We start from the raw sequence: 15,248 nt of genomic DNA, 5'->3' as shown, positions 1-15,248 counted from the left end.
TTCCATGACACGCGCCTTGATGATCGGCGCCCTCGCGGCGCTTCTGGCGGCATCGTCCGCCCTCGCGGACTCCATCGAGATCGGGCCGACGCGCCTGCAGATGGTCGGACCCGAGCGGACCACGACCCTGACCATCCGCAACTCCAACGACACCCCGGCCAATATTCAGGTCCGGGCGATGGACTGGAGCCAGGCGGACGGGACCGATCAGTACGCCCCTTCCGCCGTCCTGCTCGCCAGCCCGCCGCAGGCAACCCTGGCGCCCGGCGAGTCCCAGGTGATCCGGCTGGTGATCGAGAACCTGCCCGCCGCCGACCGCGAGCGCGCCTTCCGTCTGGTGATCGACCAGATCCCGAGCGACGCGTCGCCGAGCGGCGCAGGCGTACGCACCGCGGTCCGGGCCCTCGTCCCCGTCTTCGTCACCACGGCCATCACCGACCGGCCGAGGCTTCAGTGGACCGCCGTCCGAAACGGGACCTTGGTCACCCTGACCGCGACCAACGATGGCGCCGCTCACGAGCGACTGGTCGGCGCCGCCCTCAGCGCCGGGGGCCAGACGGTCGGCGCCCCGCTCGAAGGCTATGTGCTGGCCGGCGCCCAGCGGGTCTGGACGATCGGGGGCGTGCCCGGCGAGACGCAATCGCTGACGATCGCGGGCGAAGGCGAGTTCGGCCAGGTCCGCGCCGATGTTCCGCTCGCGCCATGAGACCGCCCTGGTTTCGCTTCTGCTGACGACCATGGCCACCGCGCCGACAGCCTGGGCGCAGCCAGTCGATCCCGCGCCGGCCGCCCGAGAGAACGCCCTCGAAATCTATCTGCTCGACGTCAGCATCAACCACTGGCCCCTGGGTCTGGTCGGGCGCTTCGTGAGCGACCAGGGCCGGCTGCGCATCCCCGCCGAACAGTTCGACGGCCTCGGCTTCGTGCTCGACGCGGGGCTGGCAACGCCGATCCAGGGCGAAGCCTGGATCTGGCTGGATCGGGTCGCGGGGCTCAGCTGGACGACAGACGAGCGCGCCCAGACCATCGACTTCACCGCCGCCCCCCGCCTTCTCAAGACCACGGAACTGCGGGTCTCACCCGGCATCGCGCGGATCGAGGCGCGCGCGGACTGGGGCGCGATGCTGGCCTGGGACGCCTTCGGCCAATGGTCGCCGCGCGAAGACGACCCGATGTTCTCGCGCAGTTTCTCGGTCAACCTCGATACGCGGCTCTTTTCGCCGGTGTTCACCGCCTCCAGCGGCGGCGTGATCTCCGGCGGACCTCAGGAAGAGATGCGATTCACCCGGCTGGAAACCCGCATCGACTTCGACGATCCCGGACATAGCCGCCGCCTGCGACTGGGCGATTCCTTCACCGTCGGGCCGAACTGGTTCCGCACCCTGCGCTTCGGGGGCGTCCAGTTGAGGCGGGACTTCGGCCTGAGGCCCGATCTCGTCACCACCCCCGTGCCGACGTTGACACAAGAGGTCTCGGTCCCCTCGACCGTCGATGTCTTCATCAACGGCATTCAGCGCTATTCGGACGCGGTGACGCCCGGCCCGATATTGTTGAGGGACCTTCCGGTGGTCACGGGCGCCAATACGATCCGGGCGGTCGTAACCGAACAGTCCGGGCGGCGGGTCGAGGTGGACCTGCCCTTCTACGCCGGCAACAGCCTGCTTGCGAAAGGCAAGACCGACTACTCCGTCGCGGCCGGCTTCCCGCGAGAGAATTACAATCTGAACAGCAATGACTACGGGCCCTTCTTCATCTCGGGCAGCGGCGCCTATGCGGCGAGCGACACGGTCACGCTGCGCGGCTTTGTTTCAGGATCCAGCGACTATTGGGGCGGCGGCCTTGGCGCGACGACCGCCGTGGGCCGGTTCCTGGTGTTTGACGGCGCTGTGCTCGGCAGCCGGGCCGGGGGCAATGACGGGTTCGCCGTTTATGCCGCCGCGTCGCGCATGACCGCACGCCTCAACGTTTCGGCGGCCTATGTTCGCAGTTTCGACTACGTCGATCTCCCGGGCTGGTTTGGGTATTCCCGATATGTCGAACGGTTGACCGGATCGCTCGGATACAATTTCGGCAGCCTCGGCCAGATGAATCTCGTCTATGCGCGAGAGCTCGCCGAGAACCGCACCCTCACCAGCGTCGTATCCGGGACATACGGCGTGGACGTTGGAAATCGCCGTCGCATCCGCCTCTCCGCCTCGGCTTATGCAGACACCGGCACGGGGGCCTGGGGCGGGCTCTTTTCCCTGACAATGCCCCTGGGTCAGAATGTGCAGGGTTTCGCCCAGCAGAGCTGGCGTGACGGCCGGCCCGACAGCGAAATCCAGTTTCAGGGCCAGCAATTCGAGAACCGGCTCGACTGGCAGTTCTATGCCGCCGCCGATCAGGACGATAACGCCGCCGTATCCGCGGACGCGAGCTGGCACGGCGCCCGCGCCGAGCTGTTCGCGCGAGCGACCCGCATCAATGACTCGACCGGGCTACAGGCCGAGATCGCTCAATCCCTGGTGCTGATGGGCGGACAGGCGTTCCTGACCAGCCGGATCGACGATGGATTCACGGTGGTGGACACCGCGGGCACGCAAGGCGTCCGGGTCGCGCTCGAGAACCGACCGGTCGGACGGACCAACGGATCGGGACGACTGCTCGTCACCGATCTCCAGTCCTGGCTCCCGAACGCGATATCGCTGGATGCCACCGACCTGCCGATCGATGCCGCCCTGTCCGACAACACCCTGCTCGTCGCACCCCGCGCCGGCGCCGGTATGGTGACCCGCTTCGAGGTGACCCGGGCGCGGGCGGCCATCATCGTGCTCCACACCCCCGACGGCGAGACTCCGCCCGCCGGGGCCAGCGTTCGGCTGGTCGGGCAGGATGCGGAAGCGCCGCTGGGGTTCGGCGGGGAAATCTACGTGCGTGGCCTGACACTCGGCGAGAACCGGCTGGAGGTGCGCTGGCGTGGCGGCGGCTGCGCCGCCCGGTTCACCGTCGCGGAATCCGAAAGCGCCCTGCCCCGGTTGGGACCCTATCCATGCGTGCCTTGATAATCGTGACCGTGCTGTTGACCCTGCCCACCGTCCCCGCCGCAGCCCAGAGCGGAGCCTGCAGGATCAGCGTGACCGGCCTCACCTTCGCGCCCTACCGCAGCCTGAACGCCAGCCCCACGACCAACATCGGACGGCTCGAGGTCTTCTGCCTCCCCGGCGAGGGCAGCGCGGCCGTCCCCGTGGTGACCCTGAGCGCAGGCAGGTCGGGAAACTATGTCGACCGCACTATGACTGCAGGGTCTTCCGAACTGCACTACAACCTCTACGCCGAGCCGACCCGGCGGCTGGTGCTGGGTGACGGCACGGCGGGGACGGTCGCCTTTCCGGCGCCGCGTACACGCACCATAGGCCGGGCGAGTTGGCCGATTTTCGGTGTTATCCCTCCTGGTCAGCGCGTGCCGGCAGGCAGTTATTCGGATACGCTCTTGATCGAAGTGGCGTTCTAGGCTTGGTCGCGGTGTGGTCTCGATGCTCCTCCTCGCGGTGTTCCAGAACGCCCATACCCCTCCCCCGGCCTCCAGTGTGCCGATGATGGTGAGGGTGCGGGTGGAGCAGACCTGCGTCCTTTCGACGTCGGGCGCGGTCTGCGGCGGCTCGCGCGACGCACCACCTCGGGTGACCCGCGAGGTCGGCCGGATCGTCTACAGCTTCTAGACCTGTAATCTCACGGGATTTCCTGCCGCCTCCGATCGGGGTTTCCCCGGATGCCTGCGCCGGGGCGGTCGCTTCAAGGTGAGGTCAGATCCGCGAGGAGGCCGACCGTGCCGGGCAGACAAATCGGAAATCCTCGGGCGGTCGAGGCAGTCGCCGGTCGAGCGAGGCTCGGCGGAACATGGGTCTTCGGCGCTCTCTTCCTCAGCCTGGCGTTCCAGGCGGCCCCCGTTCAGGCCGAACCCGTCGCCGGGCCGGAAAACCGCGAGCCGACGAGCCCGCCGCCCCCACAGGACGCGCCGGAGGCCGGCTCAACCCTCGCCACGCCGCGGGTCAAACACAGCTTCTTCTCCCAGTTCATAGACCCCGAAGACCACGCCCTCGACTTCTCGGCCTTCCTGGCCAAGGGCGGCTTCATCCCGGCGCCGATCATCATCACCGAGCCGGCGGTGGACGGCGGCGGCGGCGTGGCCCTGGCCTTCTTCAAGGCCAATCCGGAGCATCCGCGTCAGGTGACCCGGCACATCATCGGCGCCTTCCGGACCGGCAACGGCTCGGAGGGTCTCGGCTATTTCCAGAGCGGCTACGCCTTCGACGGGCGGCTGAACTACCGCTTCGGCATCGGCCATGGCGAGGTCACCCTCGACACCTTCCCCGCCTTCGCGCCCGACGGCGTCGAATACACCAGCCAGTACGACTACGGCATCGTCGGCTCGGCCCTCTGGCATTTCAGCGACGACCGCTTCTCGATCGGTCCGGTCTTCGACTTTCGCAAGCTCACCTCGACCATCAACACCAGCTTCCTGCCGGAGGACGTCGCCGACGACTTCGGCATGACCCTCCAGACCGGCGCCCTGGGTCTGGGCCTTCACTTCGACAGCCGCGACAACGCCATCAGCCCGACGCGCGGCGTGAATGCCTATGTCGAGGGCAAGTTCAATCGCGAGGCCTTCGGCAGCGATCGCGACTATGAGGTCTATGCCGCCGATCTGTACGTCTTTGGCCCGGTCGCCGGTCCCGTCCGCTATGGCGCCAAGGTCCAGATCGACGCCATCCGCGACGACTTCCCCTTCTTCTACGCCCCGGCCGTCAGTCTGCGCGGCGTTCAGGCCGCCGAATACCAGGGCATGACCGCCGTCAGCACAGAGGTCGAGACGACCTGGCAGGTCTCGCCGCGCTGGGCCCTGCTGGCCTTCGCCGGCTATGGCTCGGCCGACAGCGGCGACCGCCGCATCTTCTCGGACTCGGGCGACATCTGGGCCGGCGGTGTCGGCTTCCGCTACCGTCTGGCGCGCAGGCTCGGCATGGACGCCGGCGCCGACTTCGCCTGGGGCCCCGGCGGTTTCATCTGGTACCTGCAGTTCGGCCACGCCTGGTCGTTCGGCATGGACTGAGGGAGTCGGGCTATCCGCAGCCGCACGACACGCCGGTTTTCAAACGAAGCTGGCGATCCGGCTGCTCCGATCCGGCAAGGTCTGCTCCACGGCGCCAAGCCGAGAAGCGACCTCCGCCAGAAATCGGTGTCGGCTCGCGATCGCACCGATGTCATCGGCCAAGACGTTGTGGATCGTCGAAGGGAGCCGACCCGCCTCATCCTTCAACCGGCTGATCAGCGCCGCTAGATGGCCTTCTCCCTTCCGGGCGTCCATGACGCCGGCATGTTTGCGGGCCTCGACGATGCGCCTTTCCAGCGCGGGATCATCCGCGGCCATGAGTCCGGGGCGCTTGGCCATACGTACAAAATCGGACGCGTACAGCCTGACAAAATTCTCTTCGATCATACGGGGCTTCCGATGCGCATAAGGATTGGCGGTTAATTCGCTAGAACGATTGTCCGCCGCTCAGGGGATTCGGCTCGGCCGGAACAGACCGGTTCAGACGCCGCTCGGCTTGCTGTTGCGCCCGGATGACCTGTGCGGAGAGATCCACGACATCATTCTCGAGTTGGGCGACACGCATGCGCAGATAGGCGTTCTCGGCCTCGAGATCGGGTGGCGGGCGACTGGTCATTGAATGGTCTCAGGAGCGCGCCCGTGATCGCAAAGACGATCGGGCCCGATCTGCGTGCAGCGGTTCGGCGCAGGCAGCTTTCATATAGGAAGGATCGCCGGATTTACGAGTCCGGCCCGTTCCAGCCGCCTGTGCCGACAACACGCACCAGGAACTCGACGCTAGCCGGGCATCTCTCCGATTTTCGTCTGGAGCATCTTCTCACGGGCGGACGATCAGGAGGCGCCATTCTGGCGGAACGGCTACGCCCCCGCACCGTTGAGATTGCTCGAGCTTGGCCTTTGGGGCCGAGATGTCCTTTCCCGAACGATCATGACCCACAAAGACATCGCCCGCTCGCCCTCCGAGCGGCAGGCGAACCTGACCCGGAGCCGGCGGCTGAAGATGGCGCGGTCGGCGCACGCCTATGTCCGGGGCAGCACCAAACAATTCTACGACTGGCTGGAATCCTCCCCTGCCCTTGTGCCCGAGGGGCCGCCGGTGTGGATCTGTGGCGACTGCCACATTGGCAATCTGGGTCCGATCGCCGATCACAAAGGACGAGTCGCGATCCAGATTCGCGATCTGGATCAGACCGTCATCGGCAATCCCGCGCACGACATCATCCGGCTGGGGCTGTCGCTGGCCTCGGCGCTCCGGGGATCGGACCTGCCGGGGGTCACGACCGCGCGGGTGCTGGAGGCCCTTATGGTCGGCTATCAGGCGGCGCTGGACCCCGCCGCGGAAGGCGATGGCAACCCGGGGCGTTCGCGCCTGGTCGAACGTCTGCTGTCCCACTCCATGCACCGGCGATGGCCGGAGCTGGCGCAAGATCGCCTGGACGGCGCCCAGGCGAAAATCGCCTTGGGCAAGCGCTTCTGGCCGCTGACGACCGAGGAGCGCGAAGCCATCGGCGCCCTGCTGGAAGACGACGAGATCCGAAGCCGGGTCTTACGCGCCAAGGCCGGGCGCGCGGTCCGGCTCGTGGACGCCGCCTACTGGATGAAAGGCTGCAGTTCGCTCGGTCGCAGCCGTTATGCGGCGCTGGTCCGGATCGGGTCAGGCAAGTCGGCCTCGACCCGCCTTATCGACATCAAGGCCGCCGTGGCGGCTGCGGCTCCAAGGTCTGAGAAGGGGGCGACGCCGCGCGACAACGGCCAGCGTGTTCTGACCGGGGCGCGCGCCCTGTCGCCCCATCTGGGAGACCGGATGGGGGCGGGTCGTCTCGACCGTCAGGCCGTCACCGTGCGCGAACTGGCGCCGCAGGACCTCAAGATCGAACTGTCGCAGACCACATCGGCCGAGGCCGTCGCTCTTGCCACCTATCTCGGCGGCGTGGTGGGCGAGGCGCATGGCCGCCAGATGAGCGAGCCCGACCGGACGGCCTGGAACACGACCCTTGCCCATAGTCGCTCCACCACACTCGACGCCCCGTCCTGGCTGTGGTCGAGCGTGGTCGAACTGATGGGCTTGCACGAGGCCGCCTATCTTGAGCATTGCCGCCAGTACGCCCTGCAGGAGGCGGCGTGACGCCTATCGGATCGGGGTGTAGCGGCAGGTGAAGGGCAAGGGTCCGGTCTGCAGGCCCGGCGTCAGGTGAATATGCAGCCGCTGGTCCGCGGCGACCTCGCTCAGGGCGAAGGCCTGTTCGGCCTCGTACATCTCGTCGCGGTGGGGGTCGGTCCAGTCCTTCGCGAGCTTGATGGCGCGAGACTTGGCGCCGGCCAGGCTGTCGGCGACGACGAAGACGTTCCGGTGCTTCTCCGCGAAGTCGACGCCGTCGTATCCCCCAAGATTGACGTAATAGAGCCGCTCGCCTCGCGCGAAGGGCTCGGACCGCAGTGTGACCTCATAGCCGTCCGCGTGACCGACCTCGGCCCAGCAGTCGACGTGCAAGCTGCCCGGCTTGCCCCACCATTGGCGCAGCAGCGTCGGGTAGGTGGCTTCGATGGTCGGAGCGACGACAAATCGCATGTCGTGCACCTCGATATTGGCTCCGGGGTGCTCGCCCCCGATGTAGATCGCGAAGAGCTTCAAGCCGCCTCTGCCGTCATCGCCATGTTCTCCAGGGCCGGCGTGTCCGCGCGGACGCCTCTGGCCAATGCCCTGCCTACAACCTCGCCCATGTCGTGGGAACTGGTGATGCCCTGGATGAACGGGTGGCGCCCCATGAGGAACGGCAGGCCCAAACAGAAGAGGCGCTCCAGGGGCCGACCATCGACCATCGGGTGGAAATCCTCATTGACGACGATTCCACGTGAGGGGCCTGTCTCGGTGGTGACCTCATCGCGGACGATCCCCTGCTCCAGCAGGGACAGGAAGGGAAACTGTATGGCGGATAGCGGACGCTGGCCGGTCGCCTCGACGAACACCGGAAAATGGCGCGCCTTATTGCCCTGCGTCAGCAGGACGCCGCCCTCCGGCCGATGGGCGTCAATCCTGTAGTCGTCGCCCAGTGCCAGAACCTCCAGCTTGCCGGCCTTGTGCAGCGCCAGCATACGCTCGATCGATTCATGTGGGACCGCCCCATAGTCGTCGACGAAGACGGGTTTGAGATGTCGGCTGAACCGCTCGAAGCTCGCGCCGTCGAGGTGTGGCGCGATGACCGCCACGACCTCATGCATCCGCAGGATGGCGTCACGCCACGGCACCGTGACCCGTTTGGCATGGTTGCGGCGCGCCTCTCGCAGATTGGCCTCGGCCCAGACGAAGGGATCCGTCGCCGCCCGATTCGCAAAATAGGCCTCGCAGAAATCTTCCAGCGTCGCGGTTTCAAGGGCCATGGCGTCGGCATAGGCCGGATCCGCCTGCATCAGCTCCCGCCGGAACAGATCAAAGACCCGGTCCAGCAAATCCGCTTCGGCGCTCTTGAGGAGGCTGTTGATGGCCTCAGGAGTACAGATCGACAGGGGCGCATGCGGGAGGGGGAAGAAGAAGTCCGCCTCCGGCAGCAGGCCCTTGCGGGACATCATCGTCATCCGGAAGCCGTCCGTTCCCGGCGCGGCGTCATAGACCAGACCATCGTCCATTCGGTGGAAGACACCATGGGCGCCGGCAAGAGCGACGGCCGCGTCGATCGCCGTCAGGGATGAGCCCCTGATGCCCACCTCGACCGCCGGCGTGGCGGCCAGGGCCTCGGCTGGCCAGGGACTGAGAAAATAGCCCGGCCGCACCTCTTGCTCTGACGGCCATTGGTGGCCGGTGGCCAAGACGACGCGATCGAACATCTCGTGGAAGACGCCGCCCTGACGCGTGAAGGTCACCAGCATCCCGTTTTCGGTCGAGGTGATGTCGATCACCCGGGTGCGCGTCCGGATGTCGATATCCACACTCCGGGCCCGGCCGGCGGCGACCAGCGCCTCGAACTGGTCCCTGAAATAGCTGCCGAGGGCGATCCGGGGCACGAAGGCGCGTTCGTCGACCTCGGCCGCGTCGATCCCCATGGCCGCCAGGTCCGCGACAGGCTGACGCTGCATCCACGCCAGCAGGCTTTCGGTCAGCGGCGGGATCTCCACGCTGGCGATATTGGACAACATGGCCGGATCGTTCCAACCGGGACGATAGGGCGCGCCCAATCCCGCCGTCGGCTGTTCCTCGAAAACCGTGATCGTCACCCCGCCTTCAGTCCCGGCGAGAAGGGTATTCAGACTGTACAGGGTCGTCGGACCAGCGCCGACGAAGGCGATTGAGGGGCTCATTTCGGCTCAATGCGCCAACAGCGGATTGGCGCCACGGCCGGAGAAATTTCCACGCAAAGTCAGCCGCTTCGTGTCTACTAGCTGACACAAGAGCCGTGTCCGGCCTGTCTGTCTCTCCGGCTCTTCCATGGCTCAGGCCAGAATCCGGACCTTGGGTTCGCGATCCCACTGCCGGCCCGCCGCCACGGCCACGAAGGCCTTGCCGTCCTTGCCGAGGAGAACGACGCGGTCGTCGGCGACGACCCCGGCCTTGTCGAGGAGCGGCTGGGCCTCGGGCGTGTGACCCATAGCCTTGAGGTGCCCGAACGCGTCCTTGGCGAAATCGACCGCGGCGCCTTCGCCGAGCAGGAGTTCGCATCCCGCCTCGGACAACACCAGCGCCACGGCGTCGAACAGGACCGAAGGCGATCCGGCCAGCTGGCGATCGACCTTGAGCTTCGAGCCGTCCTTGAGGACAACGCCGCCGACCTTGGGCGCGATCAGTTGAACCTGGGCTCCCTGCCCTTCCGCCGCCGCCTTGACCGCGCTGACGACCTTGCCGTCCGCGCCGTCAGTGACCAGGACGCCGACCAGACGCCCCTTCAGGGTATCCGGATATTTTCCCACAATGCGCAGGGCCGGGCTGTCATCCATGTCGAACGGCTCCGCCGCCGGCGCCGACGCCTTCGGCAGGTCCATGCCGAGACCGTCCGCGACCCGCCCGGCCAGGGTCTCGTCGACGTTCAGCAAGTTGGACATCACACGCAGGCGCACGTGCTCCAGCGTCACCTTGGACAGTTCGAATACCAGGGCGCTGGCGAGGTGGGCCTGTTCGATGTCGGTCTGGGAGCGGAAGAAGAGCCGCGCCTGGCTGAAGTGATCGGCGAAGGTCTCGGCGCGGATCCGGACCTTGGTTCCCTCGACCGGCGTCTGGAAGCTGCGGAAGCCGCCCTTGGGGTCCTCGCGCGGGCCGCCGTCCTCGCCGGCCTCGGCGAGGCTGTTGGGCTCATAGTTGGCCCGGCCCTTGGGGACCTGCATCTGCATATGGCCGTCGCGCTGCATGTTCTGGAACGGGCAGCCCTTGGGCTGATTGATCGGAATCTGGTGGAAGTTGACCGTGCCCAGACGCGACAGCTGGGTGTCCTGATAGGAGAACAGCCGGCCCTGCAGCAGCGGGTCCTCCGAGAAGTCGATGCCGGGCGGGACGTTGGTGGGCAGGAAGGCGACCTGTTCGGTTTCGGCGAAGAAGTTGTCGGGGTTCCGGTTCAGCACCATCCGGCCGACGACGCGGACCGGATACAGCTCCTCGGGGATCAGCTTGGTCGCATCGAGAACGTCAAACGGCAGGGCGTCGGCCTGTTCCTGCGTGAGCAGTTGGACGCCGAACTCCCATTCGGGGAAGTCCCCCTTGTCGATGGCGTCGAACAGGTCACGGCGATGATAGTCCGGATCGGCGCCGGCGATCTTGACCGCCTCGTCCCAACAGGTCGACTGGGTCCCCAGCTTGGGCCGCCAGTGGAACTTGACCAGGGTCGCCTCCCCCGCCGCATTGACCAGCCGGAAGGTGTGGACGCCGAAACCCTCGATCATCCGCAGGCTGCGGGGGATCGTTCGGTCAGACATGGCCCACATGATCATGTGGGTGCTCTCGGGCATCAGGCCGATGAAGTCCCAGAAGGTGTCGTGAGCGGACGCCGCCTGCGGATAGCCCCGGTCAGCCTCCATCTTCACCGAATGGATCAGATCGGGGAATTTGATCGCGTCCTGGATGAAGAAGACCGGGATATTGTTGCCGACGAGGTCCCAGTTGCCCTCGACCGTGTACATCTTGACCGCGAAGCCGCGGACGTCGCGCGGCGTGTCGACCGAGCCGGCGCCGCCGGCGACCGTCGAGAAGCGGGTGAAGACCTCGGTCTGTTTGCCAACCTCGGTCAGGATTTTCGCGGTCGTGTAGTCCGCCAGGCTCTCGGTCAGTTCGAAGACGCCGTGCGCCGCCGAACCGCGGGCGTGGACGATCCGTTCGGGAATCCGCTCATGGTCGAAATGCTGGATCTTCTCACGGAGGACGAAGTCTTCCAGCAGGTGGGGCCCGCGCGGGCCGGCCGAGAGGGTGTTCTGATCATCGCTGATCGGCATGCCGTGGTTGGTCGTCAGCCGCTGGTCCTGCGCAGATGCGGCCTGGTGGACCTCGCCCCCGGCGCCGATCGTTGTGGTGATCGCAGGCTTCGCCGTGTTTCGACCTGAGGACTTGTCGGGCCCGCCGCTGGCGGTGCGGGGAGCGGTGGGCGTCTTGGCCATGGCGATGTTCCGGAAACTGTCGAGCGCGGACCAGACGGGTCAACTGCTGTTTCCGGCAGGGTCCGCGCCTCTAACAAGCCCGGACGACGGCGGTTCCTCTGTCGGGCTGCGGACTGACGGGCTCGCGACGCCCGGGCTGCTGAATTGAAAGCGGGTCCAGCCCGGTCTGCGGTCCGGCTGCGGACACAGGAACAGGACCCCGGCGCCGTCGTTTGAAGGCGCTGGAGACGCGTATGGCAACAGACATCACCCCCATCCCCGGCGCCGAGCACGACATTCCTCCTCTGACGCCGGAGGCCGAGGCGGCGCTCGCAACGGTCGATGACCTTGATCCGGAGGCCATCGCCCCGATCGCCGCGACCGAGCCGGATCCTCATACGGCGCGGGAACTGCGCAGCCGCGTTCTGATGCTGAAGGCCGGAGCCGGTCCGGCGGACCAGACCTCAGGCCAGTGACGCGAGCGCGCTCCTGAGCCCGTCGGCGATCCGATCCGCCCAGAGCATGACGCCCGCGTCCGTCGACAGATGGTCCTGCCGGATCTCGAGCTCCACATAGGGCAGACGCGCCGCAAAGGCGTGCCGAGGAACGGTGTGATCGATCCCGTCCATCTTGTAAGGCTCGTTGTCCCCGATCGTCAGTCCCGGCGCGGCCTGCAGGATCGCCAGCATGGCGTGGGCGAACGTCAGGTCGCCGCGGTCGTGCAGAACGCCGGCGTCCCAGGGCCGGTCCGTCCCCTGCATGCGAGGCGTGAAACTGTGCAGCGCCACCAGAACCGTCTCACGCCCTGCCCGCCGCGCCAGCTCGGCGGCGATGGCGTCCTGATAGGGGGCATGGACCTCAGCGATCCGCGCCGCCCTGTCCGCCGGAGTCAGTCCGACGTTGCCGGGGATGGGAGACCCGTCGCTGACTTCCGGAATGGCGTCGGCTCTAGCAGGATCGCGGTTGCAGTCGACAACCAGTCGCGACCAGGTCTGGGCGATGAAGACCGCATCCAGCCTCTGGGCCAGGGCTTCGCCGAGCGCCCGGACACCGATGTCCCAGGCGATGTGCCGGACCCGATCCTCTTCCGACAGCCCCAGATCGCCGAGCGCTTCCGGAAGGGCGCGCCCGGCATGGTCCCCGATGAGCAGGAACGGAGAGGCTCCGGTCGGGTTTACAAGCGACACCGTTCGCGGATCCCGCGGCCCCAGAAGTCCGCCGCCCCTCATTCCGCTGTCCGTCATGCCAATTCTCACCCTCTCCCACCTGACCGTCTACCGGTACAACCAGCCGGTCGCCTTCGGCGAGCACCGCATCATGGTGCGGCCGCGCGAGAGCTATGACCAGCGGCTGATCGAGGCGTCCCTCGACATCGACCCGGCGCCCGTCGACCTCCGGTGGGTCCAGGATGTGTTCGGCAACGCCGTCGCCCTGGCCCGGTTCGACCGTCGCGCCACGGAACTGCGCTTCGACAGCCGGGTGCGGATGGAACACGCCCCGGTCGAGCCTGAACGCGTCGATATCGAGGACTATGCCCGCGACTATCCTTTCACCTATTCGTCGGAGGACATGCCGGACCTGCTGCGCTCGATCGAACGCCAGCATCATGATCCGGACCGGATCGTCGACCATTGGGCGCGGCGGTTTCTCGACACCGACACCCGCACCCCAACGCTCGGTCTGCTGACCGAGATGACCCGGACCATCAAACGCGAGTTCACCTATATCCCGCGCCCGGAAGGCGGCGCCCAGTCGCCGCTGGAGACGCTGCGCACGCGTCAGGGCACCTGCCGGGACTATGCGGTCCTGATGATCGAGGCGGTGCGGTCGCTGGGGTTCGCGGCCCGGTTCGTATCCGGCTATGTCTATTCGCCGACGCAGCACGAGGGTCGGATAGGCGGCGGCAATACCCATGCCTGGGTCAGGGTCTTCATCCCCGGCTCGGGCTGGGTCGAGTTCGATCCGACCAATGCCATCATCGGGAACCGCGGCCTGATCCGGGTCGCCATCGCCCGCGATCCCTACCAGGCCCTGCCCCTGTCCGGCGCCTGGACCGGCTTTCCCGGCAGCGCTATCGGGATGGACGTCACCGTACGCATCGATGTGGAGCCGGAACCATTATCCGCGCCTGCGCTTTCTGACCCGCCCCCTGCCCCATCCGCGCCTCAGGACGTCCGCTGACCATGCTCATCCGCGTCGGATACGACATCCGCTTCGAGACCGACCGCCCGACGCCGATGCTGGCCCTGTTGAGCCTGCATCCCTCGCGCCACCACGACCTGCGCACCCCGCACCGGATCGTTGCCTCGCCCGACGTGCCGATGTTCGAGTATGCGGACAGCTTCGGCAATGTGGTCAGTCGCTTCACCTTGCCGGCGGGCGGCCTTGATCTTTCCTGCGACTTCGTCGTCGAGGACTCCGGCCAGCCCGACCCGGTGGTTGCCGACGCGATCCAGCATCCGGTCGAGGATCTGCCGGAGGACGTGCTCGTCTATCTCCTCGCCAGCCGCTACTGCGAGACGGACCGGATGCTGGACGCCGCCTGGGCCGCCTTCGGCCACACCGAGCCCGGCTGGGCGCGGGTCCAGGCCATCGTCGACTATACCCATGAGCGGATCGCCTTCGGCTACCATCACGCCCGGGCGACCAAGACGGCCTACGAGGCTCACGATGAGCGCGCCGGCGTCTGCCGGGACTTCGCCCACCTGGCCATCACCCTGTGCCGCTGCATGAATATTCCCGCCCGCTACTGTACTGGCTATCTGGGCGACATCGGCATTCCGCCGATTGACGCGCCCATGGATTTCTCGGCCTGGTTCGAAGTCTATCTGGGCGGGGCCTGGCGCACCTTCGACGCCCGCCACAACAGGCCCCGCATCGGCCGGATCGTCATGGCCCGGGGGCGGGACGCGGTCGATGCGGCCCTGACCACCGCCTTCGGTCAGGCGACCCTGACCCGGTTCAAGGTGGTGACGGAAGAGGTGCAGTCCGTTCCCTGACGACCGACGGCCGATCGGCGCGGAGCGTGATCAGATCACATCCTGGATGAGCCCCAGCGCCTTCGCCTCCTGGGCTTCGAGATACCAGTTCTCCGGCGCGCGCCTCAGGACCTCGTCCATGGTCACCTGCGATCCGGCGATCAGGTTTTCAAAGCCCTCGTTCTGGATCGCGATCGAGTGTTCGATCTCGTGCAGCGCCGCCTTCACCCCGGCGATGCAGGTGGTCAGCGGCCCGTTGATCTCCAGCGTCTTGCACAGCTTGCGCTCGTGGATCATCAGCCGGGTCCCGCGCGTGAGGTAGCGGTTTCCGCGCGCGAAGAAGCTCATGAAGGTCGCACCGGCCGAATAGATGGCCGCCTTGCCGAGAAAGACGAAGCGGCGCTCGGCAGACAGTTCGCTGTGAAAGCGAACGTCCTCGCCCATCATCCGCGCCACCTCGGGGTCCCCGCCGAGGGTCGACAGCTCGATCACCACCAGACCCGTCGCCGGCGCCACGGCGAACTGATCCCGAAAGCGGTGGTACATGTCGTAGCCGACCGGACCGGCCAGCAGAATCCGCGGCGCATCGAACGCCTTGGGGCTCAGGGTCTCGTTCCAGTCCATGGTCATCT

The 15,248-nt window shown here is 67.0% G+C and carries 16 protein-coding genes; 9 read left to right on the top strand and 7 right to left on the bottom strand.

Annotated elements, in window-relative coordinates:
• Nucleotides 1-4 precede the first annotated feature (4 nt).
• From IFJ75_RS04930 to IFJ75_RS04910, 5 genes are all read left to right on the top strand, one after another.
• A complete protein-coding gene (locus IFJ75_RS04930; RefSeq protein WP_207931524.1) occupies nucleotides 5-706 on the top strand; it encodes a fimbrial biogenesis chaperone in 702 nt (233 codons plus the stop codon).
• Complete coding sequence (locus tag IFJ75_RS04925; protein WP_207931523.1) at nucleotides 687-3,041, top strand: fimbria/pilus outer membrane usher protein; 2,355 nt, start codon at nucleotides 687-689, stop codon at nucleotides 3,039-3,041. Before IFJ75_RS04930 ends, IFJ75_RS04925 begins: the two co-directional genes overlap by 20 nt.
• Complete coding sequence (locus IFJ75_RS04920) at nucleotides 3,029-3,490, top strand: spore coat protein U domain-containing protein (protein WP_207931522.1); 462 nt, start codon at nucleotides 3,029-3,031, stop codon at nucleotides 3,488-3,490. Before IFJ75_RS04925 ends, IFJ75_RS04920 begins: the two co-directional genes overlap by 13 nt.
• A 22-nt stretch (nucleotides 3,491-3,512) precedes the next feature.
• Nucleotides 3,513-3,698 (top strand): hypothetical protein, encoded by a 186-nt coding sequence (locus tag IFJ75_RS04915; RefSeq protein WP_207931521.1) that lies wholly within the window; start codon nucleotides 3,513-3,515, stop codon nucleotides 3,696-3,698.
• Nucleotides 3,699-3,805: 107 nt separating this feature from the next.
• Nucleotides 3,806-5,089 (top strand): BamA/TamA family outer membrane protein, encoded by a 1,284-nt coding sequence (locus tag IFJ75_RS04910; protein WP_207931520.1) that lies wholly within the window; start codon nucleotides 3,806-3,808, stop codon nucleotides 5,087-5,089.
• 39 nt (nucleotides 5,090-5,128) lie between these two features.
• On the opposite strand, the gene IFJ75_RS04905 is transcribed toward IFJ75_RS04910, so the two are convergent.
• Both IFJ75_RS04905 and IFJ75_RS04900 read right to left on the bottom strand, forming a co-directional pair.
• On the bottom strand, nucleotides 5,129-5,476 hold the full coding sequence (locus tag IFJ75_RS04905) for a hypothetical protein (RefSeq protein WP_207931519.1): 348 nt from the start codon (nucleotides 5,474-5,476) through the stop codon (nucleotides 5,129-5,131).
• 40 nt (nucleotides 5,477-5,516) lie between these two features.
• Nucleotides 5,517-5,705: a hypothetical protein gene (locus IFJ75_RS04900; protein ID WP_207931518.1), complete on the bottom strand. Its 189-nt coding sequence runs from the start codon at nucleotides 5,703-5,705 to the stop codon at nucleotides 5,517-5,519.
• A gap of 312 nt (nucleotides 5,706-6,017) precedes the next feature.
• Between IFJ75_RS04900 and IFJ75_RS04895 the strand changes: the two genes are divergently transcribed.
• Nucleotides 6,018-7,214: a DUF2252 family protein gene (locus tag IFJ75_RS04895; RefSeq protein WP_207931517.1), complete on the top strand. Its 1,197-nt coding sequence runs from the start codon at nucleotides 6,018-6,020 to the stop codon at nucleotides 7,212-7,214.
• Nucleotides 7,215-7,217: 3 nt separating this feature from the next.
• Here the strand turns inward: IFJ75_RS04895 and IFJ75_RS04890 are convergent, their stop codons facing one another.
• The 3 genes from IFJ75_RS04890 to IFJ75_RS04880 all read right to left on the bottom strand — a co-directional run bounded on the left by IFJ75_RS04890 (nucleotide 7,218) and on the right by IFJ75_RS04880 (nucleotide 11,659).
• Complete coding sequence (locus tag IFJ75_RS04890; RefSeq protein WP_207931516.1) at nucleotides 7,218-7,721, bottom strand: DUF1543 domain-containing protein; 504 nt, start codon at nucleotides 7,719-7,721, stop codon at nucleotides 7,218-7,220.
• Entirely contained in the window at nucleotides 7,718-9,382 is a 1,665-nt protein-coding gene (locus IFJ75_RS04885; protein ID WP_207931515.1) for an FAD/NAD(P)-binding protein, read from the bottom strand. The genes IFJ75_RS04890 and IFJ75_RS04885 overlap by 4 nt, the downstream gene beginning before the upstream one ends.
• 132 nt (nucleotides 9,383-9,514) lie before the next feature.
• On the bottom strand, nucleotides 9,515-11,659 hold the full coding sequence (locus IFJ75_RS04880; RefSeq protein ID WP_207931514.1) for a catalase: 2,145 nt from the start codon (nucleotides 11,657-11,659) through the stop codon (nucleotides 9,515-9,517).
• Between the two features lie 233 nt (nucleotides 11,660-11,892).
• Between IFJ75_RS04880 and IFJ75_RS04875 the strand changes: the two genes are divergently transcribed.
• A complete protein-coding gene (locus IFJ75_RS04875; RefSeq protein WP_207931513.1) occupies nucleotides 11,893-12,114 on the top strand; it encodes a hypothetical protein in 222 nt (73 codons plus the stop codon).
• On the opposite strand, the gene IFJ75_RS04870 is transcribed toward IFJ75_RS04875, so the two are convergent.
• Nucleotides 12,103-12,825, bottom strand: a complete 723-nt coding sequence (locus tag IFJ75_RS04870; protein WP_207931512.1) for an N-formylglutamate amidohydrolase — start codon at nucleotides 12,823-12,825, stop codon at nucleotides 12,103-12,105. The genes IFJ75_RS04875 and IFJ75_RS04870 overlap by 12 nt on opposite strands.
• Before the next feature lie 55 nt (nucleotides 12,826-12,880).
• Here IFJ75_RS04870 and IFJ75_RS04865 point away from each other — a divergent pair, with 55 nt between their 5' ends.
• Both IFJ75_RS04865 and IFJ75_RS04860 read left to right on the top strand, forming a co-directional pair.
• Nucleotides 12,881-13,819, top strand: a complete 939-nt coding sequence (locus IFJ75_RS04865; RefSeq protein WP_225896998.1) for a transglutaminase family protein — start codon at nucleotides 12,881-12,883, stop codon at nucleotides 13,817-13,819.
• 2 nt (nucleotides 13,820-13,821) lie between these two features.
• Nucleotides 13,822-14,637, top strand: coding sequence for a transglutaminase-like domain-containing protein (locus tag IFJ75_RS04860; RefSeq protein ID WP_207931511.1), 816 nt, complete (start codon nucleotides 13,822-13,824; stop codon nucleotides 14,635-14,637).
• 30 nt (nucleotides 14,638-14,667) lie between these two features.
• Here IFJ75_RS04860 and IFJ75_RS04855 read toward each other — a convergent pair whose 3' ends face one another.
• Nucleotides 14,668-15,246, bottom strand: a complete 579-nt coding sequence (locus tag IFJ75_RS04855) for a peptidase S14 (RefSeq protein ID WP_225896997.1) — start codon at nucleotides 15,244-15,246, stop codon at nucleotides 14,668-14,670.
• Nucleotides 15,247-15,248 lie beyond the last annotated feature (2 nt).

Origin of the sequence: Brevundimonas goettingensis, from assembly GCF_017487405.1 — a bacterium.
GTDB lineage: Bacteria > Pseudomonadota > Alphaproteobacteria > Caulobacterales > Caulobacteraceae > Brevundimonas > Brevundimonas goettingensis.
Note: the sequence above shows the minus strand (reverse complement) of the source record. Positions and strands in the feature narration are given on the sequence as shown.

Excerpts from the sequence above, each read along its gene's own strand:
- IFJ75_RS04930 (WP_207931524.1), top strand. The coding sequence starts at position 5 with ATGACACGCGCCTTGATGATCGGCGCCCTCGCGGCGCTTCTGGCGGCA.
- IFJ75_RS04925 (WP_207931523.1), top strand. The coding sequence starts at position 687 with ATGTTCCGCTCGCGCCATGAGACCGCCCTGGTTTCGCTTCTGCTGACG.
- IFJ75_RS04920 (WP_207931522.1), top strand. The coding sequence starts at position 3,029 with ATGCGTGCCTTGATAATCGTGACCGTGCTGTTGACCCTGCCCACCGTC.
- IFJ75_RS04915 (WP_207931521.1), top strand. The coding sequence starts at position 3,513 with ATGCTCCTCCTCGCGGTGTTCCAGAACGCCCATACCCCTCCCCCGGCC.
- IFJ75_RS04905 (WP_207931519.1), bottom strand. The coding sequence starts at position 5,476 with ATGATCGAAGAGAATTTTGTCAGGCTGTACGCGTCCGATTTTGTACGT.
- IFJ75_RS04900 (WP_207931518.1), bottom strand. The coding sequence starts at position 5,705 with ATGACCAGTCGCCCGCCACCCGATCTCGAGGCCGAGAACGCCTATCTG.
- IFJ75_RS04895 (WP_207931517.1), top strand. The coding sequence starts at position 6,018 with ATGACCCACAAAGACATCGCCCGCTCGCCCTCCGAGCGGCAGGCGAAC.
- IFJ75_RS04885 (WP_207931515.1), bottom strand. The coding sequence starts at position 9,382 with ATGAGCCCCTCAATCGCCTTCGTCGGCGCTGGTCCGACGACCCTGTAC.
- IFJ75_RS04880 (WP_207931514.1), bottom strand. The coding sequence starts at position 11,659 with ATGGCCAAGACGCCCACCGCTCCCCGCACCGCCAGCGGCGGGCCCGAC.
- IFJ75_RS04875 (WP_207931513.1), top strand. The coding sequence starts at position 11,893 with ATGGCAACAGACATCACCCCCATCCCCGGCGCCGAGCACGACATTCCT.
- IFJ75_RS04865 (WP_225896998.1), top strand. The coding sequence starts at position 12,881 with ATGCCAATTCTCACCCTCTCCCACCTGACCGTCTACCGGTACAACCAG.
- IFJ75_RS04860 (WP_207931511.1), top strand. The coding sequence starts at position 13,822 with ATGCTCATCCGCGTCGGATACGACATCCGCTTCGAGACCGACCGCCCG.
- IFJ75_RS04855 (WP_225896997.1), bottom strand. The coding sequence starts at position 15,246 with ATGACCATGGACTGGAACGAGACCCTGAGCCCCAAGGCGTTCGATGCG.